Below are 17,738 nucleotides of genomic sequence, written 5' to 3'. Positions count from 1 at the left end.
TCAGCCCCCGGTCATCGGCGGGAACAGCGCAATCTCCCGGGCGCCCGATATCTTCTCGTGGTGCTCGACATGTTCCTGATTGATGGCGACGCGGATCACGTCGGGATATTGCAGCGCGTGCTCGTAGCCCTCGCCACGCGATTTCAGCCAGCGCAGGAGGTCGGCGACCGTCTCGATGCCGGCAGGCAAGTCGACGTCTTCCTCAGGCAGGCCGATCCGCTCGCGCACCCAGGCAAAATAGATGAGCCGGGTCGTCATCTCATTCGTCCATGATGTGCTTGAGGCCGGCGCGGAAATAGTCGTAGCCGGTGTAGAGCGTGACCAGCGCTGCGATCCACAGCAGCACCAGCCCGGTCTGGGTGGTCAGCGGGAAGATCTTGTCGCCTGCAGGCCCAGCCAGCAGGAAGGCGATGGCGACCATCTGGATCGCGGTCTTCCATTTCGCCAGCTGCGTCACCGGCACCGAGACCTTGAGCGCCGCCAGATATTCGCGCAGGCCCGAAACGAGGATTTCGCGGCACAAGATGATGATCGCCGCCCACAACGACCAGCCGGCGATGCCGGCATGGCGATCGGTATCAGCCGCCAGCAGCAGCAGGCAGGTGGCGACCAGCAGTTTGTCGGCGATCGGGTCGAGCATCTTGCCGATGTTGGAGGTCTGCTGCCAGGCGCGCGCCAGATAGCCGTCCAGGTAATCGGTGACGCTTGCGAGTAGGAAGATGACCAGCGCCGACCAGCGGGCGAAGTCGCTCGACTTCAGATGTCCCTCGAGAAAAAAGCACAGCACCACCAGCGGCACCGCGATGATGCGGGCGTAGGTGAGCATGTTGGGCAGGTTGAACGCGCGCTTGGCCATATCTTTGGGGAACTCTTTCTGCCTGCCTACTCAAATCAGAAGCTGTTGTAGGGGGTCAACAGGCCAAAATCGATTAGCCAGCCGAAAAGTACCAAATCCCCTAGCTCTCATGAAAATGATTGTAGACCAGTTTCGCCACCTGTTCGGAAATGCCATCGACTTTCCTCAAATCCTCGATGGCGGCACGGCTGACAGCCTTGGCGGTGCCGAAATGCATGAGCAGGGCGCGCTTGCGGCCGGGGCCGATGCCGCTGATCTCATCGAGCGGGCTCTTGACCATCTCCTTCTTGCGGCGCGCACGGTGCGAGCCGATGGCGAAACGGTGGACCTCGTCGCGCAGCCGCTGGACAAAGTAGAGGACGGGATCGCGAACCGGCAGCGAAAACGAGTCCCTGCCCCTGACGAAGAAGCGCTCGCGGCCGGCATCTCGGTCCTGGCCCTTGGCGATGCCGATGGCCACGACGCGGTCCTCGATGCCGAGATCCGAGAGGATCTTGCGCACCGCCGTCATCTGGCCCTGGCCGCCGTCGATCAGGATGACGTCGGGCCACGCCGGGAAGCTGCCGGAGATGTCGCCCTCGATATCATCGGCCGCCTCGCCTGCTGCCGCATCGTCGGCCATGACGACATCGCCATGCTCCTTGAGCAGCCGCGAAAAACGCCGCTCCATCACCTCGCGCATCATGCCGAAATCGTCGCCCGGCGTGATCTCGGTCGAGCGGATGTTGAACTTTCGATACTGGTTCTTGACGAAGCCTTCCGGCCCGGCAACGACCATGGCGCCGACGGCATTGGTGCCCATGATGTGCGAGTTGTCGTAGACCTCGATGCGCACCGGCGGCTTGGGCAAGCCGAAGGTCTCGGCAAAACCGGCGAGCAACCGGCCTTGCGTCGAGGTTTCGGCCAGCCGGCGGCCGAGCGCCTCGCGGGCGTTCTGCAGGGCGTTGTCGGTCAGGTCCTTCTTCTCGCCGCGCTGCGGCACCGAGATCGCGACCTTGCGGCCGGCGCGGGTGGAGAGCGCTTCGGCCAGCAGCTCCTGGTCCTCGACGGGGCGCGACAGAAGAATGGTGCGCGGCGTCGGCTTGTCGTCATAGAATTGCGCCAGGAACGAGCCCAGCACTTCCGATCCCTCCAGCGCCGGATCGGCCTTGGGGAAATAGGCGCGGTTGCCCCAGTTCTGGCCGGTGCGGAAAAAGAACACCTGGATGCAGACCTGGCCGCCTTCCTGATGGACGGCGAAGACATCGGCCTCATCGACGGTCGCCGGGTTGATACCCTGGTGGCTCTGCACATGCGACAGGGCCGCCAGCCGGTCGCGATAGATGGCGGCGCGCTCGAAATCGAGGTCTTCCGAGGCCTGCTGCATGGCGGCCGAGATTTCCGTCTTCACCTTCTGGCTGCGGCCCGACAAGAAGTCCTTCGCCTCGCCGACCAGCTCGGCATAGTCCTCGTGCGAAACCTCTCCGGTACAGGGGCCGGCGCAGCGCTTGATCTGGTAGAGCAGGCACGGCCGCGTCCGGTTCTCGTAGAAGGAGTTGGTGCAACTGCGCAGCAGGAAGGCGCGCTGCAGCGAATTGATGGTGCGGCCGACCGCGCCAGCCGAGGCGAAGGGGCCGAAATAATCGCCTTTGCGCGATCGCGCGCCGCGATGTTTGTAGATGCCGGGCGAGACATGGTCGCCGGTCAAGAGGATATAGGGAAACGACTTGTCGTCGCGCATCAGGACATTGAATCGCGGCCGCAAGCGCTTGATAAGATTGGCTTCGAGCAGCAGTGCTTCGATCTCGGTGCGGGTGACGACGAACTCCATCGTCGACGTCTCGCGCACCATGCGGCCGATGCGGCTGGTGTGGAACCTGCCTTGAGCGTAGTTGGTGACGCGCTTCTTGAGGCTGCGCGCCTTGCCGACATAAAGCACATCGCCGGCGGCGTTCATCATGCGGTAGACGCCAGGCGCGTTGGGCAGCCGCTTGACCAGCGTCTGGATCACCTCGGCGCCGACCATGCCTTCGGCGTCGCCGGCATGCGGCGTCCAGTCGATGGCGGTGAAGGCGACATCGGGACCGACCGGTTCGACGATCTCCTCCACCGCCTCGTCCTCAAGGTCGAGATCGACTTCGGGAGGCAGATCGTCGGCGCCGCCGCGCGGCTTGCTTTTGTGGTCTACAGGACTCATTCCGCCATGCCTGTCACATCGGGCGTCTGCCATGCAAGATGCTGGCCGCCATCGAGCGCGATCATCTGGCCAGTGACCGAGCGCGCTTGCCATAGATAGCGGATGGTGGCCCCGAATTCCGGCAATTCCGGGCCGCGCTTGAGGATCAAGCCTTCGACCTGCGCGGCAAAATCGCTGTCGTCCTGGCGAGCATTCTTCAGGGTCGGCCCCGGGCCAATGGCATTGACGCGGATGCGGGGACCGAGCGCTTGCGCCATCATCTGCGTGGCCGTCCACAGCGTCGACTTGGACAACGCATAGGAGAAATAGCGCGGCGTCGGCCGCCAGACGCGCTCATCGATGATGTTGACGATCAGGCCCTCCTGTCCCTGCGGCAACGCGCGGGCGAAGTTCTGCGCCAGCAGCGCCGGCGCCTTCACATGCACGGCAAAGTGCCGATCCCAAGCCCGCCAGTCGAAGTCCAGAACCGAATCGTCCTCGAACAGCGATGCATTGTTGACTAGCAGCGAGAGTGGTCCGACCGCAGCTTCCGCCTTGCCTACGAGGTCGCCGACGGCGCCCATTTCGGTCAAGTCGGCGGCGACGACGGCGGCGCGGCCACCGGTCCGATTGATCAGCCCGGCCATTGCATCGGCTTCGTCGCGCGAACGATTGCAGTGGATGGCTACGGCAAAACCATGGGCGGCGAGATCCTCGACGATCGCCCTGCCGATCCGTTTCGCCCCGCCCGTCACCAGCGCCGTGGCAGTGGCTTTGCTCATATGGTGTCAATCCTCAATTTCGGCCCGAAAACACGATGCCGGCGAAATATGGCCTGGCATGCGTTAAATGGCGTTCGCACCTTGGGCAGCATTGTGGCGAACCCACCGATTGGGCCTTCCGACTCGTCCTGGACCAGGAGCCGCCCGATCGCAATATAGGACGCTGGACTCCTTGCACCAAGCGGCGTGCAGTGCAGCATGTAACTGCTCCTGCCATTTCGCTGTTGCGAAGATGCAACGTCAAGTTTCTGCCTCATTCGCGCCGGGGAATGACCCAAGTTCAGGTTCGCTTCAGCCGCATTTTGACACGACATTTGGAACCGACGAACGCCAGACCCGTTTCACCCCCCGGACGGGTCGATGGCGATCGTGAGAAACAAGCCTGTGTCCTGTGGCTTAAGGAGTAAAGAACAATGCAAGCCAATCTCAAATTCGCACGGCCGCTGGCCGTGGCGCTCGGGCTCTTCGCCCTCAGCGGAACTGCCTATGCCGCAGACGTCGTTCAGGAAGAGCCGCCGGCACCCGCCCCGGTTGCTGAATTGCCTGTCGCGTCCTGGGCCGGCCCCTATGCCGGTATCAATCTCGGCTATGGCTTCAGCGGCCGTACCAAGGAAAAGGACTTCGACGTTGAAACCGATACCAAGGGTTTCATCGGCAGCGTCTTCGGCGGCTATCAGTGGCAGCAGGAGAACTTTGTGTACGGCGGTGAAGCCGAGCTCGGCTACAACGGCGTCAAGGGTGACGATAACGGCATCGACTCCAAGGCCGGCTTCGAAGGCTCGCTGCGTGCCCGTCTTGGTTACGCCGTGACCCCGGAAATCCTGCTCTATGGCACCGGCGGTCTCGCCGGCAGAAGCCTGAAGGTGGAAGACAGTGTCCTGGGCGCAAGCGATACCGCCACCATGATCGGCTGGACCGCCGGTCTCGGCACCGACATCAAGCTGACCGACAATGTCTTCGGCCGCGTCGAGTACCGCTACACCGACTTCGGCAGCAAGGACTTCGATGGTATCGGGAAGGTCAAGGCCACCGACAACCGCGTCACCTTCGGCGTCGGTATGAAGTTCTAAGTCGTTCAAGCCACGACACGAAAAAGCCGGGCCTCGCGCCCGGCTTTTTTTGTGTCCAATGGGTCACTTTGGTGATCACCCGGGGTGATCATGATCACCCGGGAATGCAGCCTTTCAGCTCCGGAAACTTCTCGTCGAAGCGTGCTGCCCAGCGTGTCAGCCGGGCGCGGCCCTTTTCCCATTTTCCGGCAAAGCGCAGTGAGAGATAGCCAAGGCAGGCGCGCAACGCGATCTGCCCGGCGGTGATCTTCTTCGGCAGCTTTGGCGGGTTGGCGTTGAGCAGATCGAGCGCTGCCGTGATCTTCGCCCACTGCCGGTCGAGCCAGGGCTGATAGACCATCTCTTCAGGTCGCGTGCGTCGTTCATAGACCATTGACAGCGCGCAGTCGCAAATGCCGTCTGCCAACGCCTCCAGCACCTCGGCCTCGAGACGCTTGTCGGGGTTTCGCGGAAACAGTGCGTTCTTCGAAACACGGTTGAGGTGCTGGGTAATGGCGCGACTGTCATGGATCGAGCGGCCGTCGTCGAGCACCAACACCGGGATCTTGCCGAGCGGGTTGGCCTCGATCAGCACCGCCGGTTTGTCCTCAGTCTTGACCGGCACCGCATCGATGGCGATGCCTGCATAGGCCGCGGCCATACGCACCTTGGAACTGTAGGGAGAAGTGGAAGCGTAGAGCAGTCTGGGCATGATCGGGTTCCTGTTTGCCGACCGGCACTTTTGACCGGGAGTGGCTGCCCGGCAATGGCCAGGCAACAAAAAACCAACTGCCAGAAAACCAGTGATGGTTTCCTGCCATGACCACCGTGACATGGCTACAGACGGATACGCGATCCACATCGAGCAAGAAGACCACAGCAGAGCGGAAGATCCGATCTGCTTTTCAATCCTCCGCAACCCCGGCTTCGCGGCGGGGCATTCGTTTCATGGCCAGGTGTGAAAGAAGACCATACCACGCGAGCAAGCGAAGCAGCCTGTCCGGCGCTTCGCTTTGCTGCCCTGGCCCCCTTCGCCGACGGTCTTGCGCACGGCCCGAAAACCAGTTGCGGTTTCCGGAATGATCATGCGCCGATCGCAAGTGTCAGAGCGTTCTCCGCGCATCCAGCAGGACACGCAGTGCTCCAACCAGACCTGGTCTACTTCTTGGCCGGCGCCTTCGCCTTTGCCGGCGCTGCCTTGGCCTTGGGAGCCGCGGCTTTCTTCACGGCGGGCTTTGTCGCTGCCGCTGCCGCTTTCTTGGCCGGTGCTGCCTTGGCGGCGGGCTTGGCCGCGGCCTTCGCGGGCGCTGCCTTCTTGGCTGCGGGTTTCGCCGCCGCCTTGGCTGCCGGCTTCTTGGCCGGTGCTGCCTTGGCGGCCGGCTTTGCCGCGGCCTTCGCCGGCGCTGCCTTCTTCACTGCCGGTTTTGCCACGGCCTTGGCCGCTGCCGGCTTCTTGGCCGGTGCTGCTTTTGCCTTTGCCGGTGCTGCCTTCGGCTTGGCCGCGGGTGCTGCTTTCTTCACTGCTGCCGCGACCTTGGCCGTTGCTGCTTTCACAGGTGCTTTCTTTGCCGGTGTCTTGGATGCCGGCGCCTTAGACGACTGCTTCGCCATGTCATGCCCCTTGCGTTACGCCGACGGCCGTGAATGACCTCGACGGGCAATGCATATCTGACTCGCGGCTCTCTAGCCAGCGAAGCAATAGACTGAATTTCGCAGCTTAAATTTTGGTTACCGATGGCACACGACCATGCGGATCATCACAAAAATCCGCTGCTGATCTTCAATCATTGCCAGCAGTTCACCGCCGACATTCTCCGCACCCTGCTAGACCGATCGCGCCGCGAAGCTCCGAAGGTCAGCGAGCTGTTCTGTGCATTGATCTTCGGCTGCGAACATCATCACCTGCTGCTTGATCGGTGCGATCATCTCGTGCACGCGTGCGATCTACACGGATCACGCGAGCAATGCGACGACCGACAGCTGCATCACCTTGTCAAGCATGATCGCGCCGCGCTTGAAAGTGATTTGACAGATAACTCTGGACCGTAGAGTATTCTACATGAGATGCAGGATTGCTTCGATGTCGATCGCACAAGAGCAGGTGGCGCTTTCCGGAATCGTCGAGACGGCGCGCGATGGCATTGGCCGCATCGATCGCAGTGTCTGGCTTGACCGCACCGGAGCAGATCGATGAGCGCCGACGAAATCATCCACCAGAGCACGCGGCTCAGGATCATGGCCACCCTGAACACGTTGGAAAGGCGGAAAATGCTGGAGTTCACCCGGCTGAAGGCCATCGTTGGCGCCACCGACGGCAATCTCGGCGCGCATCTCGATACGCTGGCCAGGGCCGGTTATGTCGATATCGAAAAGCTGTTCGTCGGCCGCCGGCCGCAGACACGCGTCAAGGCAACGACGAGCGGGCGGCGCGCGTTCCGCGGTCACGTCGCCTACCTGCGCAAAATGTTCGATCGGGCCGAGGCGGCGCAGCGCAGAAAATAGCGCCGCGATTGCGCGACGTCTCTGTATCTCTTGTTTTGACGCAATTCCGGACGGAGAACCGTTTCACACTTTTCCTGGAATTGCTCTAACGCGTGGCGACCACGGCGAAGCCGGCGCCGATCATCGCACCGCCCGCCGCGCGGTTGACCCGGCGCACGATCTTCGGCGTGCGCAACAGGCTGCGGGCGCGGCCGGCCAGTATGACATGGCCACCGATCACCACGACCTCGGCAACCAGGATCACCATCGTCAACACACCAAGATGACCAGCGTCGAGAGACGCGCCAACCACGTTCGGCAGCAGTGCCACGTAGAACAGCGGCATTTTCGGATTGCCGAGGTTGAGCGCGACACCCGTGGCGAAGATCGCCAGCAGCCCGCGCCGTCCGGAGATGTATTGCAGTTCCGGCACTACGGGCACGGCGGTCCACAACCTGATGCCCATCCAAATCAGATAGATCGCTCCGCCATAACGAAGCACCGTCATGGCGATCGCCATCTTGACGGCGATGAAAGACAGACCGACGACGGCGAGGACCAGGAAGATGAGAATGCCGACCACCGTGCCTGCGCCATAGGCAATGCCCGACGCGGCACCGCTGGAGATCGTGCGGGCGACAATCGTCATGTTGTCCGGACCGGGACTGGCCGCGAACACGAAGAAGGCAGCCGTGAAGGCAAGGATGGTGGCAAGGTCCATGTGGACTCCCGAAAGTGATCTGTTGCTCTCGGGCGTTCAGACTAGCCGATTTGCCTGTCGGCAACATCAGGAATTATCGGGCTCTGCGCGACGCGCATTTTGGTCATTGATAGCCGAGGCAGATGGCGCCGAGGGCGACGATGGCGCAAGCGCCGATCCGCCTCGGCGTCAGCATCTCGCCGAGAAACAGCCGTCCGATGAAAGCGGCGAAGACGACGCTGGTTTCGCGGATCGCGGTGATGGGAGCGGCCGGTCCGAGCGCGAAGGCCGCGACCACGACACCATAGGCCAAAAGCGCGAACAGGCCGCCGCCCAGCGCCTTCCAGGTTTCCGGCGCCCGCAGGTCGACGATGAGCCGGCCACGACAGGCAAGGAAGGTCGCCGGCAGCAATGCGCCGTAGATCACGAGAACCCACGCGGTGTAGGCGCCGGCATTTCCCGCCGCGCGAACACCGATCGCGTCGACCGTCGCATAGGCGGCGATGATCGCTCCCGTTGCCAAGGCATAGAGTATCGATGTCGTGGCGGCCCTGCCTCTCCCGAGCGAAAGGCCCATGATGCCGCCGGCGACCAGTGCGACTCCGACGGTCTGCGGTTGGGTGAGCTGCTGGTTGGCCAGGAAGAAGCCGCCGAGCGCGACAAGCAGCGGCACGCTGCCGCGAACGATCGGATAGACCTGTCCCAGTTCGCCATATCTGTAGGCGGCCACAAGGAACACGCTGTAGCCGACCTGAAGGCAGGCCGAGAGCATGACATAGGGCCAGGCCGGTGCGGCCGGAAGGGTGAGGAAGATGGCGAAGGGGATGGCGAACGCCGTACTGGAAAAACTCATGACGGTGACGGTCCACAACCTGTCGGCCCCGGTACGCAGGAAGGCGTTCCAGGTGGCGTGCAGGATCGCGGCAAACAGCGCGAGCCCGATAACCAGCGGGCTCATCGCGGCCTGCGCGAAGCGGCGATGATGCTCAGGGCCGCCTTGCGGGCGTCGCGAATGGCGGTGTCCGCCTGCCCCATCTGCGCCAGCAGGGTCGCACCTTCGATCAGCATCAGCAGGACCGCAGCCACGCTTTCGGCGCGGCCACGCGGCATTTCCTCTTCGAGGATCAACTGCATGCGCTTCTTGAGGCCGTTCTTCTGCCTGGCGACAGCCTTGAACACCGGATGTTCCGGATCGCCGAACTCGGCCAGCGCATGCGCGAACAGGCAGCCATGGAAATCCGTGCTGCGGAACCAGCGCTCGTGCCAGTCGAAGATCTTTGCAATTTTCTGCCCGGGCGTCGCTACCTCCTCGGCCAGGCGGTCCAACTGGCGGCCAAAACGCAGGGCGCGATAGTCGAGCACCTCGACGATCAGTTCGTCCTTGCTGGGAAAGTGACGGTACATCGTCATCTTGGCCACATCGGCCTCGGCGATGATCCGGTCGATGCCGGTGGCATGGAAACCGGCGCGCTTGAACAGCCCGTAGGCCGTTTCAACGACGTGCTGGCGTTTGTCGGAAGCAGGCGACGATGTCATGGCGCTTACCAGTGATGAGACAGGTCTGTCTCATATTTATGCGACGGATCGCCACCTCTGTCAACACAGCACAAAAAAAGCGCCTGCAGCGGGTAGAGCCGCAGGCGCGAAAAGAATCGGAACGGAAAACCCGCGCTCTAGAGGTTCACCGTTTCACGGAAACGCCGAACCTCCCTACCTCTTTGTTTTGACGCAATTCCGGACGGAAAACCGTTTCACACTTTTCCTGGAATTGCTCTAGCGCAGGATGCGGCAGCGGCCGTTGTAGACCATCCAACGGTCGAAGCCCGAGACGCAGAATTCGACATTGTCGCCGATCGAGGCGAAGCCCTGGCCTTCCTCGATCAGGTACCAGATGGTGCGATCGCGGCCGTCGGATAGGCTGACGGTGGCGCCGCAATAGCGGCGGCCGATCGGCCAGGTCTCGCTGGCCGCCAGATAACGATGCTGGTGGATGCGCCGGAAATCGGTGATCTGCACGTTGGGCAGATGCGGCACGTGATGCACCTGATGGGAAAAGCGGCTGGTGATCTTGTTCAACACCCAGGCTTCACCACAGACGCCACCATCGTCGTCTGAATAGACGCCAAGGTCGGCCGCCTGCACGGCCTGGGTAGCGCCGAGAGGCACGGCAAGCGGAGTGCAGAGCGAAATCAGGGCAGCAAGTGCGGATTTGGCGAAGCGAGTCATGGCAGCCTCTCAAGGTCGATTGCGCGCACTCTGCGGATTCGCTTGGCGGCGGTCAAGCGGTTGCGGAAACAATGGTTTCCCAGTTCGGAACGGCGTTGGCCAAAGCCGGACCTTGCATGGAAACCGGAATGGCTCCGGCACGGAGAGACCCGGACGCAAAAGGGAGCGCAAGCCCCCCGCGCCTCTCTACTCGCCGGCCAGCCATTCCAGCGACCAGTGCGCCGGCTTTTCCACGGCGAGCACCCTGTGCAAAGCCGGCAGCAATGTCCGCAGTTCGCCCTCCAGCGTGAAAGGCGGGTTGACCACCAGCAGGCCGCTGCCGTCGAGATTGGGTTGCGAAGAGGCGGGCCTGATCTCGAATTCTATGTCAAGCAGCTTCGGAATGCCGGATTGCTTCAGCGCCTTGCGGAAAGCGATGATCGCCTTGCGGTCCTTGATCGGATACCACAGCGCGTAGATGCCGCCCGGCCAGCGCTTGTGCGCCCTTATGAGCCCGTCGACTAGGCGCTCGAACTCACCCGCTTCCTCGAACGGCGGATCGATGAGCACCAGGCCGCGCTTTTCCTTCGGCGGCAGATGCGCGCCGAGCGCCAGCCAGCCATCGAGCTCGATGACACGGGTCTGGAAATCGCCGGCAAAGAGGGTTCTCAACTTCGCGACATCCTTGGGATGCAGCTCGATCGCCGAGAGCCGATCCTGCTTGCGCAGGAGATGGCGCGCGATCAGCGGTGAGCCCGGATATTTCTGGATGCCGCCCTCGGGATTGAGCGACCGCACGGTCTCCAGATAGGGCGCGAGCAGTGCCGTCACCGGCGTGGCGAACGAGGCATCGATCAGCCGGCCGATGCCGCCTTGCCACTCGCCGGTCTTTTGCGCTTCGACCGAGGACAGATCGTAGCGGCCGATGCCGGCATGGGTGTCGATGACACGAAACGCCTTGTCCTTCTGCTTCAGATAGTCGAGCAACCGCGTCATCACGACATGCTTGACGACATCGGCGAAATTTCCGGCGTGGTAGGCGTGGCGGTAGTTCACTTGGCGCCCCTGCCCCAGCGTGGCGGTGGCGGCTGCGAATTCGGATTTTCCGGCCGGCCGCCACGACTACGCAGGGAGAGCAAAAACCCGATCAGGCCGACCGCCATCAGCGCGTAGCCGATCGGCCGGGCGCGGCTGTCGATCTCGCCGGCACCGGAGCGAAGGATCAGATCGACCGCGCGCATCGGAATGTCATCGGCATCACCGGGACCGACGGTGAAGATGTACGGACCGGGGCTGACGCTCGCGATCACACCGGCCTCATCACGAAAAATCTTGTCGGGCAGTTGCGGGCTGGCCTGGCGTGGGTTGTCCGAATGGTTGAACTGCAGCGTCGAGGCAAGCACCGTTCGGCCATTGGTGGCTGATGTCAGCGTCAGCACCGTGCGCTGCCGCGAGACGATGCGCTCGGCCCTCGCGGTCAGGTCCACCAGCACCCGCACCGGTGCGTCGCGGCTGCTGAGCGGCACCGTCAGCGGCTTGAAGCGGCCCTGCTCGTAGACGCGCCAGGTGCCGATCTCGTGGCCGGAGAAATTGCTCATCGCCCAGGGATAGATGAAACCGCTGCCGATGCCGGCGAGCAAGATCAGGACAAACAGAAAGCGCATTCAGACAGCCACCTTGTAATCGTACCTTGCCGGACAACTAGCTCGCATTGGTGCGGTCGCGAAGGCGTTCCATTTCATCCAGCAGCATCTCAAGGCCGAGTTCGAACGTCTTGTCGAAACCGGCCCTACCAAAATAGGCCCCGGCTGTCATCACGCTGGGAAAATCCCGCGCTAGCTGCTCGTCGCTGACCGTGGTCACCGCCGAAGGACCCTTGGCGTAACCCGCGGTCTCGTCAAGGATCGCACCCATAAGGTAGTAGCTCGCGGCGCGGAACAGCCGTGCGCTCAGTTCCGGACCGAAGCCGCCTGCTTCGAACAGGCCGATGACACTATCCAGCTTGGCAAGACATGGCGGCGAATTCATGCGGTAGACGACAACAAACGGCGCGAAGGCCGGATACTCGGTCGCAACGCGACGGTATTCCTGCATGCCGATGCGGATCCTTTCGCGCCAGGGCACGCCGGCGTCGGGGATAACTATCGCGCTGATCTGCCGATCGACCAGCGCCTCGTAGAGATGCGCCTGCGAGGGGAAGTGATGATAGATGCTCATCGCCTCGCAGCCGAGCGCGGCCGCCAGCTTGCGCATCGAAAAGCCGGCAAGCCCCTCACGCTCGATCACCTGGAAGGCCGCGTCTTCGATCATCTCGCGAGACAACCGACCGCGCACTCTCTTTTTCTTGATCGATGAGTCCATGGCGTCGCTTGACAACTTACACTGTAAGGTACATTTTCGACACTACCTTACACAGTAAGGCTAGCAAAGACCAGAGGAGAAAACCATGTCGAACCGTCGCATTTCCAAATCCGTGCAGTCGTCCATCCGCCGTGCGTTCCTGCTCGCCGCCGCAGCCTGCGTCCTGTCGCTCGGCGCGGCTTCGGCCCATGCCGATGAATACGATGCAACCATCAAGGACATCCAGTCGACCATGGGCGGTGTTCCCAGCTTTGTGAAGCAGTTCCCCAAAGCCGGCCTGCCTGGGGCCTGGGCCGAGGTCAAGGCCATCCAACTCAGCGACAAGACAGCGCTGCCACCAAAGATCAAGTCGCTGATTTCGCTGGCGGTGGCGGCGCAGATACCTTGCAACTACTGCATCTGGTCGGACACCCAGGACGCCAAGCGCGCCGGCGCCACCGACGAAGAGATCCAGGAAGCCGTGACAATGGCTGCGCTGACCCGCCACTGGAGCACCATCTTCAACGGAATGCAGGTCGATTTCGACACGTTCAAGAAGGAAATGGGCGGAGAGTAGCATATCCCGACCCTCGAAACGGCCAGCGATTCCGGACCAATCCGAGACAGTGTGGTCGCCTTTGTTCGTCGCTTATTCCTGATTGTGATGGCCCGCGAATGCCGGCCATCACCGCATCTGGCATTGCCTAGCCAGTCGCGCCCGTACGCTCACATGCCCGGTCAAGCAAACCGTGGAGACGACACTCTACCTATGCGCTCAAAAGCCATACTAAAATGACCGATACTCCCCTGCGAAATGTATACCTATGCGCGCATCGCCACAAAATGAGACCATTGACACGGCCTTGGCGAAGAGGTGGCCTGATGCACGAGGATTACAAGCAAAACCTGGAAAAAGCGCGAGAGCCAACTTCACCTCCGCTCAGCAATTTTTTTATCGCTTTTTGGCTTTTTGTTTTCTTTCTGTAATATCAGGCTGTGACGCGTCAGCTTTTTATCAAGATTCATTGATGAAACATGCGCGTCAAAATCTTTATATTTGTAGCCCGAGCGGTTTTTGACAACAATCCCATTGCACGCTGAAGGTTTGACGATTCGTCCAGATCGCTTAAGTCCATTTTCAGTTGAATGTTTCCTGGACTATATTCTGAATTGGACCATGGGTGCCGATCCCGGCATTTCCTCGCCGTCAGGGCTTCGACATCACCTGAAAACGGCTTGCCAGGCCTGTCGACGGGTTTTTCGGCAGCGAACCAATACATTGATTCACAACGAGGATCCGCTTCCGGAATAGTGCGGGTCCGACCGGCTCATGATTAACCATTCGCGAACAGAGATGGTTAAGGATTCTCTAATTTAGTTGACTAGGATTTCCACAGGTATATTTTCAATGCGTTGGGATGTGCAATTTGGGCGAGCAATCGACGATGATGACACTGGGCGTGTGATCGCGATTTCGGGGCGCAGAGAAATGCTGAACGGCAGCATACAGATCGTGTAGCAGCACAAGCTCCGCGAGCCCAAGAACATTAGCGCACATCAATGATGGCGGTTCCGCAGACGCGGAGGTTTGCCACGTTCTGAAGGACGTGGCCGGGCAATGCTTTTGTCCCGGCCCGGGCGGTAGCGTACGCGGTGCGTGAGAGGAAAGCATGAGTAAGCTCATCAAGGTTCTGAAACTGGAGTCCGGGAGCGGTCAAAGGGGCGCCAACCAAAACCGAAGCCGCGCCCTGGTCGCCGGAGGTGCGGGATTTTTGGGATCGCATCTGTGTGAACGTCTTTTGCGGGACGGATATGACGTTGTCGCGCTGGACAATTTCCACACCGGCAAGAGATACAATCTCAATGCCCTTCTGCGTAATCCGAGATTCACCTGCATCGAGCACGACATCGTCAATGCGCTGCCTTTGGGTCTTCAGTTCGATGAGATCTACAATCTCGCCTGCCCAGCCTCTCCGCCGCATTACCAGGAAGACCCGATCCATACCTTCAAGACGAGCGTGCTTGGTTCACTGAACCTTCTGGAACTGGCGCGACAGAACAACGCCAAGATATTCCAGGCCTCGACGTCCGAAGTCTATGGCGACCCTTTCGTCCACCCACAGCCCGAGAGCTACTTCGGCAACGTCAATACACACGGACCGCGGTCCTGCTATGACGAGGGCAAGCGCTCGGCCGAAACCCTGTTCTTCGACTATTCGAGAACATACGGCCTCGATATCCGCGTCGCCCGCATTTTCAACACCTATGGCCGCCGCATGCAGCCCGATGACGGGCGCGTGGTTTCGAATTTCATCGTCCAGGCGCTGCGCGGCCAAGACCTGACCGTCTATGGCAGCGGCATGCAGACGCGTTCCTTCTGCTATGCCGACGACCTGATCGAGGGCTTTGTCCGGCTGATGAATGCGCCGATTGCGCCCGCGCATCCAGTCAACCTCGGCAATCCCGGCGAATTCACCATCATGGAACTGGCGACGCTGGTCATCAGCTATACCAACTCTCGATCGAAGATCGTGCATCGGCCTCTGCCGGTCGACGATCCCAGACAGCGCAAGCCGGACATTTCCTTTGCCAGGGCCAATCTCGGTTGGGAGCCGAAAATCAGCCTGAGCCAGGGGCTCGCGCAGACCGTCGACTATTTTGACACCCTGCTCTACGGAAGCAAACTGGTCAAAGGAGCCGCGGCGTCATGACTCGCCGGGCAATCCTGGTGACGGGTGGTGCCGGGTTCATCGGCAGCCACACCTGCAAACAGTTGGCCGGCGCCGGCTATTTGCCGGTGGTTTTCGACAATCTGAGCCGCGGCAACGAGAAATCCGTCGCCTGGGGCCCGCTTGTCGTCGGCGATATCCGGGACCGGGATGCGTTGCAGCGGGCGATGACGACGTACCGGCCGACAGCGGTCATCCACTTTGCGGCGCTGGCCTATGTCGGCGAGTCCGTTCACGAGCCGGCTGATTACTATTCGACCAATGTGACGGGCACCATCGCCGTGCTCGATGCGGCGCGCGCAAACGCCATCGACAACATCATCTTCTCCAGCAGCTGCGCAACCTACGGCGTGCCGGAAGCGTTGCCTGTTCGCGAAACGTCCTCGCAAAATCCGATCAGCCCTTACGGGCGCACCAAGCTGATGGGCGAACAGATCATTGGCGACTATGCGTCCGCATACGGAATGAAATTTGCCATCCTGCGCTATTTCAACGCTTGCGGCGCCGACCCCGACGGCGAGCTTGGTGAGTGGCATTCGCCCGAGACGCACCTGATTCCCAGAGTGCTCATGGCCGCATCAGGCATCATCGACGAGATCGAGGTTTTCGGCACGGACTACGACACGTCGGACGGCACGTGCGTAAGGGATTATATCCACGTCAGCGATCTGGCCCGGGCCCATCTGAAAGCTCTCATACATCTCGAGGGCGGCGGACAAAGCCTGGCGGTCAACCTCGGCACTGGCCGGGGCGTGTCCATCAAGGAGATTGTCCAGGCGGTCAGCCGAGTGACGGCAAGATCGGTTCCGGCCGTCTTCAGGACCCGGCGCCCGGGAGACCCGGCGGAGCTCTACGCCGATCCGGGAAGCGCACGCGAACATCTTGGCTTTGTGCCGGAGCTTTCCGACATCGACACGATCGTCAGGACGGCCGCCCCATTCTTTGGCCTGAAGGCGAAACGGACGAGACTGCCGCCAACCAAGACGGCAGCGCCTGTCGCCGCTCGCTGGCTCAGGAATAGCGGGGGCGGCAGCTCGCGCGCTGGCCAAATCCGCTAGGGCTGCAGATATACGGCGAATTCCCCAGGAACGTGCCACCGTTGCCCGGATTGTAAGAGGCCTTCACCGGGGCCGGCGTGCGGACCTTGATCCGCGGCGGCGATGCAAAAGCGTAGGCTCTTTCAATGGTCCGCACCGCGCTCGTCATATAGACAAGAGGCTCGCTTCTGGACGAATGAGCGATGAACGGCTGGACCGCGGGTTTACTGCTAAGCGAGTGGACCATAGGCTTGACGAGGACCGAATTGGTCTTGGTTGCATCGACGCTCTGGCAACCCGAAACCATCGCGATCGCCACCGCAGCCACAATCATAAATGCACTGTTCTTGCCCGAGCGAAACGCGCCCATTGCGGAATTTTTCATTAGGTGTCCCCTGCCAAAGGCGCGTTGCGACATACTTTGCTTTCGTCGCTTTCACGCCGCTTAAGCGACTGCTCGCTACCACATACGCAGGAACATTAGACTTCACTTATTAAAATTCATGAAAACCGAATGGTGAGCTTACCGTCTGGTCGTTGCGTCGGATTTTATTATAATGCGATCAATCGGCAGTCGGCCCGCCAACGGCACTGGCCGTACTGCCTGAAGCTCCACGATAAGCGATTCGGCAACGCCTTGACAGGCACCGACAGGAGCATCGTGCTCTCGACACAGAGACGGATCTGGATTGTTTTCTCGACCGGTCAGGATGAGTGCCCGGCGCGGGTTGCGAAAATCACTGGGTGTGTCATGGCTCGTGCCAGGTGGCAGTTCCGCTCAACCGCCGCTTTTGACCGGCGCTGGCTTCTGATCAGGGCTGATCATCTGACGCATCTTGTCGAAAGTCGCAGCGGTCGTGTCGCCGGATTTGAACTTGTCGTACTCCTGCCCGGGCTGCGCCGGCGACGCCTGGAAAACATACCAGGAACCGCTGGGATCCTTCATCTGGTATATCGTGCCGCCCAATCGGTGATGGCTGAAGCAGGTTCGCCCCTGCGAGCTACCAGCAAGCGTCTTCCATTTTGCATCCATGCATAATTTGCCATTCTTGGTGATCAACCACCTGCCCTGGCCGATCGTCGCATTCGCGCCGCCGGTCCAGGCGCGAAGTTGGCGCCCATCCTTGGCAAAATAGGCAGCACCGCTTTCCCAGACCCATGTGCGGTCGGCATAGAGGGGAAACAGTTCCGCCGGGGTGAGCGGCTCAGCCGCAGCGACCGCCGACAAATCAACCTCTTCGGCCGACGCGGCGTTTAGGCCACTGACCAACAGCGGCGGCGCAACGATCATCGCCAACAGGAAGCAGCGGATCGACAGGATACCAACCACAGAAGTGATCCTCCAAATGACAACCGGCTGAGGGTGAGACAGGGCGCGCCAGCGTACCATCTGTCGCTTCTGTC

21 protein-coding genes are annotated in these 17,738 nt (G+C 61.3%); 6 read left to right on the top strand and 15 right to left on the bottom strand.

What is annotated here, in order from left to right:
- From moaD to AC0ZT5_RS22260, 4 genes are all read right to left on the bottom strand, one after another.
- A complete protein-coding gene (moaD, locus tag AC0ZT5_RS22275; RefSeq protein WP_488498188.1) occupies window positions 1–258 on the bottom strand; it encodes a molybdopterin converting factor subunit 1 in 258 nt (85 codons plus the stop codon).
- Window position 259: 1 nt separating this feature from the next.
- Window positions 260–856, bottom strand: a complete 597-nt coding sequence (pgsA, locus tag AC0ZT5_RS22270) for a CDP-diacylglycerol--glycerol-3-phosphate 3-phosphatidyltransferase (RefSeq protein WP_354459578.1) — start codon at window positions 854–856, stop codon at window positions 260–262.
- Between the two features lie 100 nt (window positions 857–956).
- Window positions 957–3,032: an excinuclease ABC subunit UvrC gene (gene uvrC, locus AC0ZT5_RS22265; RefSeq protein WP_488498187.1), complete on the bottom strand. Its 2,076-nt coding sequence runs from the start codon at window positions 3,030–3,032 to the stop codon at window positions 957–959.
- Window positions 3,029–3,793, bottom strand: a complete 765-nt coding sequence (locus AC0ZT5_RS22260; RefSeq protein ID WP_488498186.1) for an SDR family oxidoreductase — start codon at window positions 3,791–3,793, stop codon at window positions 3,029–3,031. The genes uvrC and AC0ZT5_RS22260 overlap by 4 nt, the downstream gene beginning before the upstream one ends.
- Window positions 3,794–4,206: 413 nt before the next feature.
- Here AC0ZT5_RS22260 and AC0ZT5_RS22255 point away from each other — a divergent pair, with 413 nt between their 5' ends.
- Window positions 4,207–4,863 (top strand): outer membrane protein, encoded by a 657-nt coding sequence (locus AC0ZT5_RS22255; RefSeq protein WP_477287221.1) that lies wholly within the window; start codon window positions 4,207–4,209, stop codon window positions 4,861–4,863.
- Between the two features lie 94 nt (window positions 4,864–4,957).
- On the opposite strand, the gene AC0ZT5_RS22250 is transcribed toward AC0ZT5_RS22255, so the two are convergent.
- Window positions 4,958–5,554, bottom strand: coding sequence for a glutathione S-transferase family protein (locus AC0ZT5_RS22250; RefSeq protein ID WP_488498185.1), 597 nt, complete (start codon window positions 5,552–5,554; stop codon window positions 4,958–4,960).
- 446 nt (window positions 5,555–6,000) lie between these two features.
- Window positions 6,001–6,396 (bottom strand): hypothetical protein, encoded by a 396-nt coding sequence (locus AC0ZT5_RS22245; RefSeq protein WP_379106335.1) that lies wholly within the window; start codon window positions 6,394–6,396, stop codon window positions 6,001–6,003.
- A gap of 180 nt (window positions 6,397–6,576) precedes the next feature.
- Between AC0ZT5_RS22245 and AC0ZT5_RS22240 the strand changes: the two genes are divergently transcribed.
- Together AC0ZT5_RS22240 and AC0ZT5_RS22235 are read left to right on the top strand one after the other, a co-directional pair.
- Window positions 6,577–6,891 (top strand): hypothetical protein, encoded by a 315-nt coding sequence (locus AC0ZT5_RS22240; RefSeq protein ID WP_488498184.1) that lies wholly within the window; start codon window positions 6,577–6,579, stop codon window positions 6,889–6,891.
- A gap of 141 nt (window positions 6,892–7,032) precedes the next feature.
- Entirely contained in the window at window positions 7,033–7,344 is a 312-nt protein-coding gene (locus AC0ZT5_RS22235) for a transcriptional regulator (protein WP_488498183.1), read from the top strand.
- A gap of 85 nt (window positions 7,345–7,429) precedes the next feature.
- Here the strand turns inward: AC0ZT5_RS22235 and AC0ZT5_RS22230 are convergent, their stop codons facing one another.
- From AC0ZT5_RS22230 to AC0ZT5_RS22200, 7 genes are all read right to left on the bottom strand, one after another.
- Window positions 7,430–8,044, bottom strand: coding sequence for a LysE family translocator (locus AC0ZT5_RS22230; protein WP_488498182.1), 615 nt, complete (start codon window positions 8,042–8,044; stop codon window positions 7,430–7,432).
- A gap of 103 nt (window positions 8,045–8,147) precedes the next feature.
- On the bottom strand, window positions 8,148–8,981 hold the full coding sequence (locus AC0ZT5_RS22225) for an EamA family transporter (RefSeq protein ID WP_488498181.1): 834 nt from the start codon (window positions 8,979–8,981) through the stop codon (window positions 8,148–8,150).
- The gene (locus AC0ZT5_RS22220) at window positions 8,978–9,559 is read right to left on the bottom strand and encodes a TetR/AcrR family transcriptional regulator (RefSeq protein ID WP_488498180.1); all 582 of its coding nucleotides are present in this window, start codon (window positions 9,557–9,559) and stop codon (window positions 8,978–8,980) included. Before AC0ZT5_RS22220 ends, AC0ZT5_RS22225 begins: the two co-directional genes overlap by 4 nt.
- Window positions 9,560–9,796: 237 nt before the next feature.
- A complete protein-coding gene (locus tag AC0ZT5_RS22215) occupies window positions 9,797–10,249 on the bottom strand; it encodes a hypothetical protein (RefSeq protein ID WP_488498179.1) in 453 nt (150 codons plus the stop codon).
- Window positions 10,250–10,435: 186 nt separating this feature from the next.
- Entirely contained in the window at window positions 10,436–11,284 is an 849-nt protein-coding gene (locus AC0ZT5_RS22210) for a 23S rRNA (adenine(2030)-N(6))-methyltransferase RlmJ (RefSeq protein WP_488498178.1), read from the bottom strand.
- Window positions 11,281–11,892: a hypothetical protein gene (locus tag AC0ZT5_RS22205; RefSeq protein WP_488498177.1), complete on the bottom strand. Its 612-nt coding sequence runs from the start codon at window positions 11,890–11,892 to the stop codon at window positions 11,281–11,283. Before AC0ZT5_RS22205 ends, AC0ZT5_RS22210 begins: the two co-directional genes overlap by 4 nt.
- Before the next feature lie 37 nt (window positions 11,893–11,929).
- On the bottom strand, window positions 11,930–12,589 hold the full coding sequence (locus AC0ZT5_RS22200; RefSeq protein ID WP_488498176.1) for a TetR/AcrR family transcriptional regulator: 660 nt from the start codon (window positions 12,587–12,589) through the stop codon (window positions 11,930–11,932).
- An 85-nt stretch (window positions 12,590–12,674) separates the two neighbouring features.
- Between AC0ZT5_RS22200 and AC0ZT5_RS22195 the strand changes: the two genes are divergently transcribed.
- The 3 genes from AC0ZT5_RS22195 to galE all read left to right on the top strand — a co-directional run bounded on the left by AC0ZT5_RS22195 (window position 12,675) and on the right by galE (window position 16,355).
- Complete coding sequence (locus AC0ZT5_RS22195) at window positions 12,675–13,145, top strand: carboxymuconolactone decarboxylase family protein (RefSeq protein WP_488498175.1); 471 nt, start codon at window positions 12,675–12,677, stop codon at window positions 13,143–13,145.
- A 1,093-nt stretch (window positions 13,146–14,238) separates the two neighbouring features.
- Window positions 14,239–15,279: a UDP-glucuronic acid decarboxylase family protein gene (locus AC0ZT5_RS22190; protein ID WP_488498174.1), complete on the top strand. Its 1,041-nt coding sequence runs from the start codon at window positions 14,239–14,241 to the stop codon at window positions 15,277–15,279.
- A complete protein-coding gene (galE, locus tag AC0ZT5_RS22185) occupies window positions 15,276–16,355 on the top strand; it encodes a UDP-glucose 4-epimerase GalE (protein ID WP_488498173.1) in 1,080 nt (359 codons plus the stop codon). Before AC0ZT5_RS22190 ends, galE begins: the two co-directional genes overlap by 4 nt.
- Here galE and AC0ZT5_RS22180 read toward each other — a convergent pair.
- Both AC0ZT5_RS22180 and AC0ZT5_RS22175 read right to left on the bottom strand, forming a co-directional pair.
- Window positions 16,309–16,719 carry a hypothetical protein gene (locus AC0ZT5_RS22180; RefSeq protein ID WP_488498172.1) on the bottom strand — a complete coding sequence of 137 codons (411 nt, stop codon included), beginning with the start codon at window positions 16,717–16,719 and terminating at the stop codon, window positions 16,309–16,311. The two genes, galE and AC0ZT5_RS22180, sit on opposite strands and share 47 nt — an antisense overlap.
- A 393-nt stretch (window positions 16,720–17,112) precedes the next feature.
- Window positions 17,113–17,724 carry a DUF995 domain-containing protein gene (locus AC0ZT5_RS22175; protein WP_488498171.1) on the bottom strand — a complete coding sequence of 204 codons (612 nt, stop codon included), beginning with the start codon at window positions 17,722–17,724 and terminating at the stop codon, window positions 17,113–17,115.
- Between the last annotated feature and the right edge of the window lie 14 nt (window positions 17,725–17,738).

The organism is Mesorhizobium sp. CNPSo 4670 (genome assembly GCF_057784235.1).
Note: the sequence above shows the minus strand (reverse complement) of the source record. Positions and strands in the feature narration are given on the sequence as shown.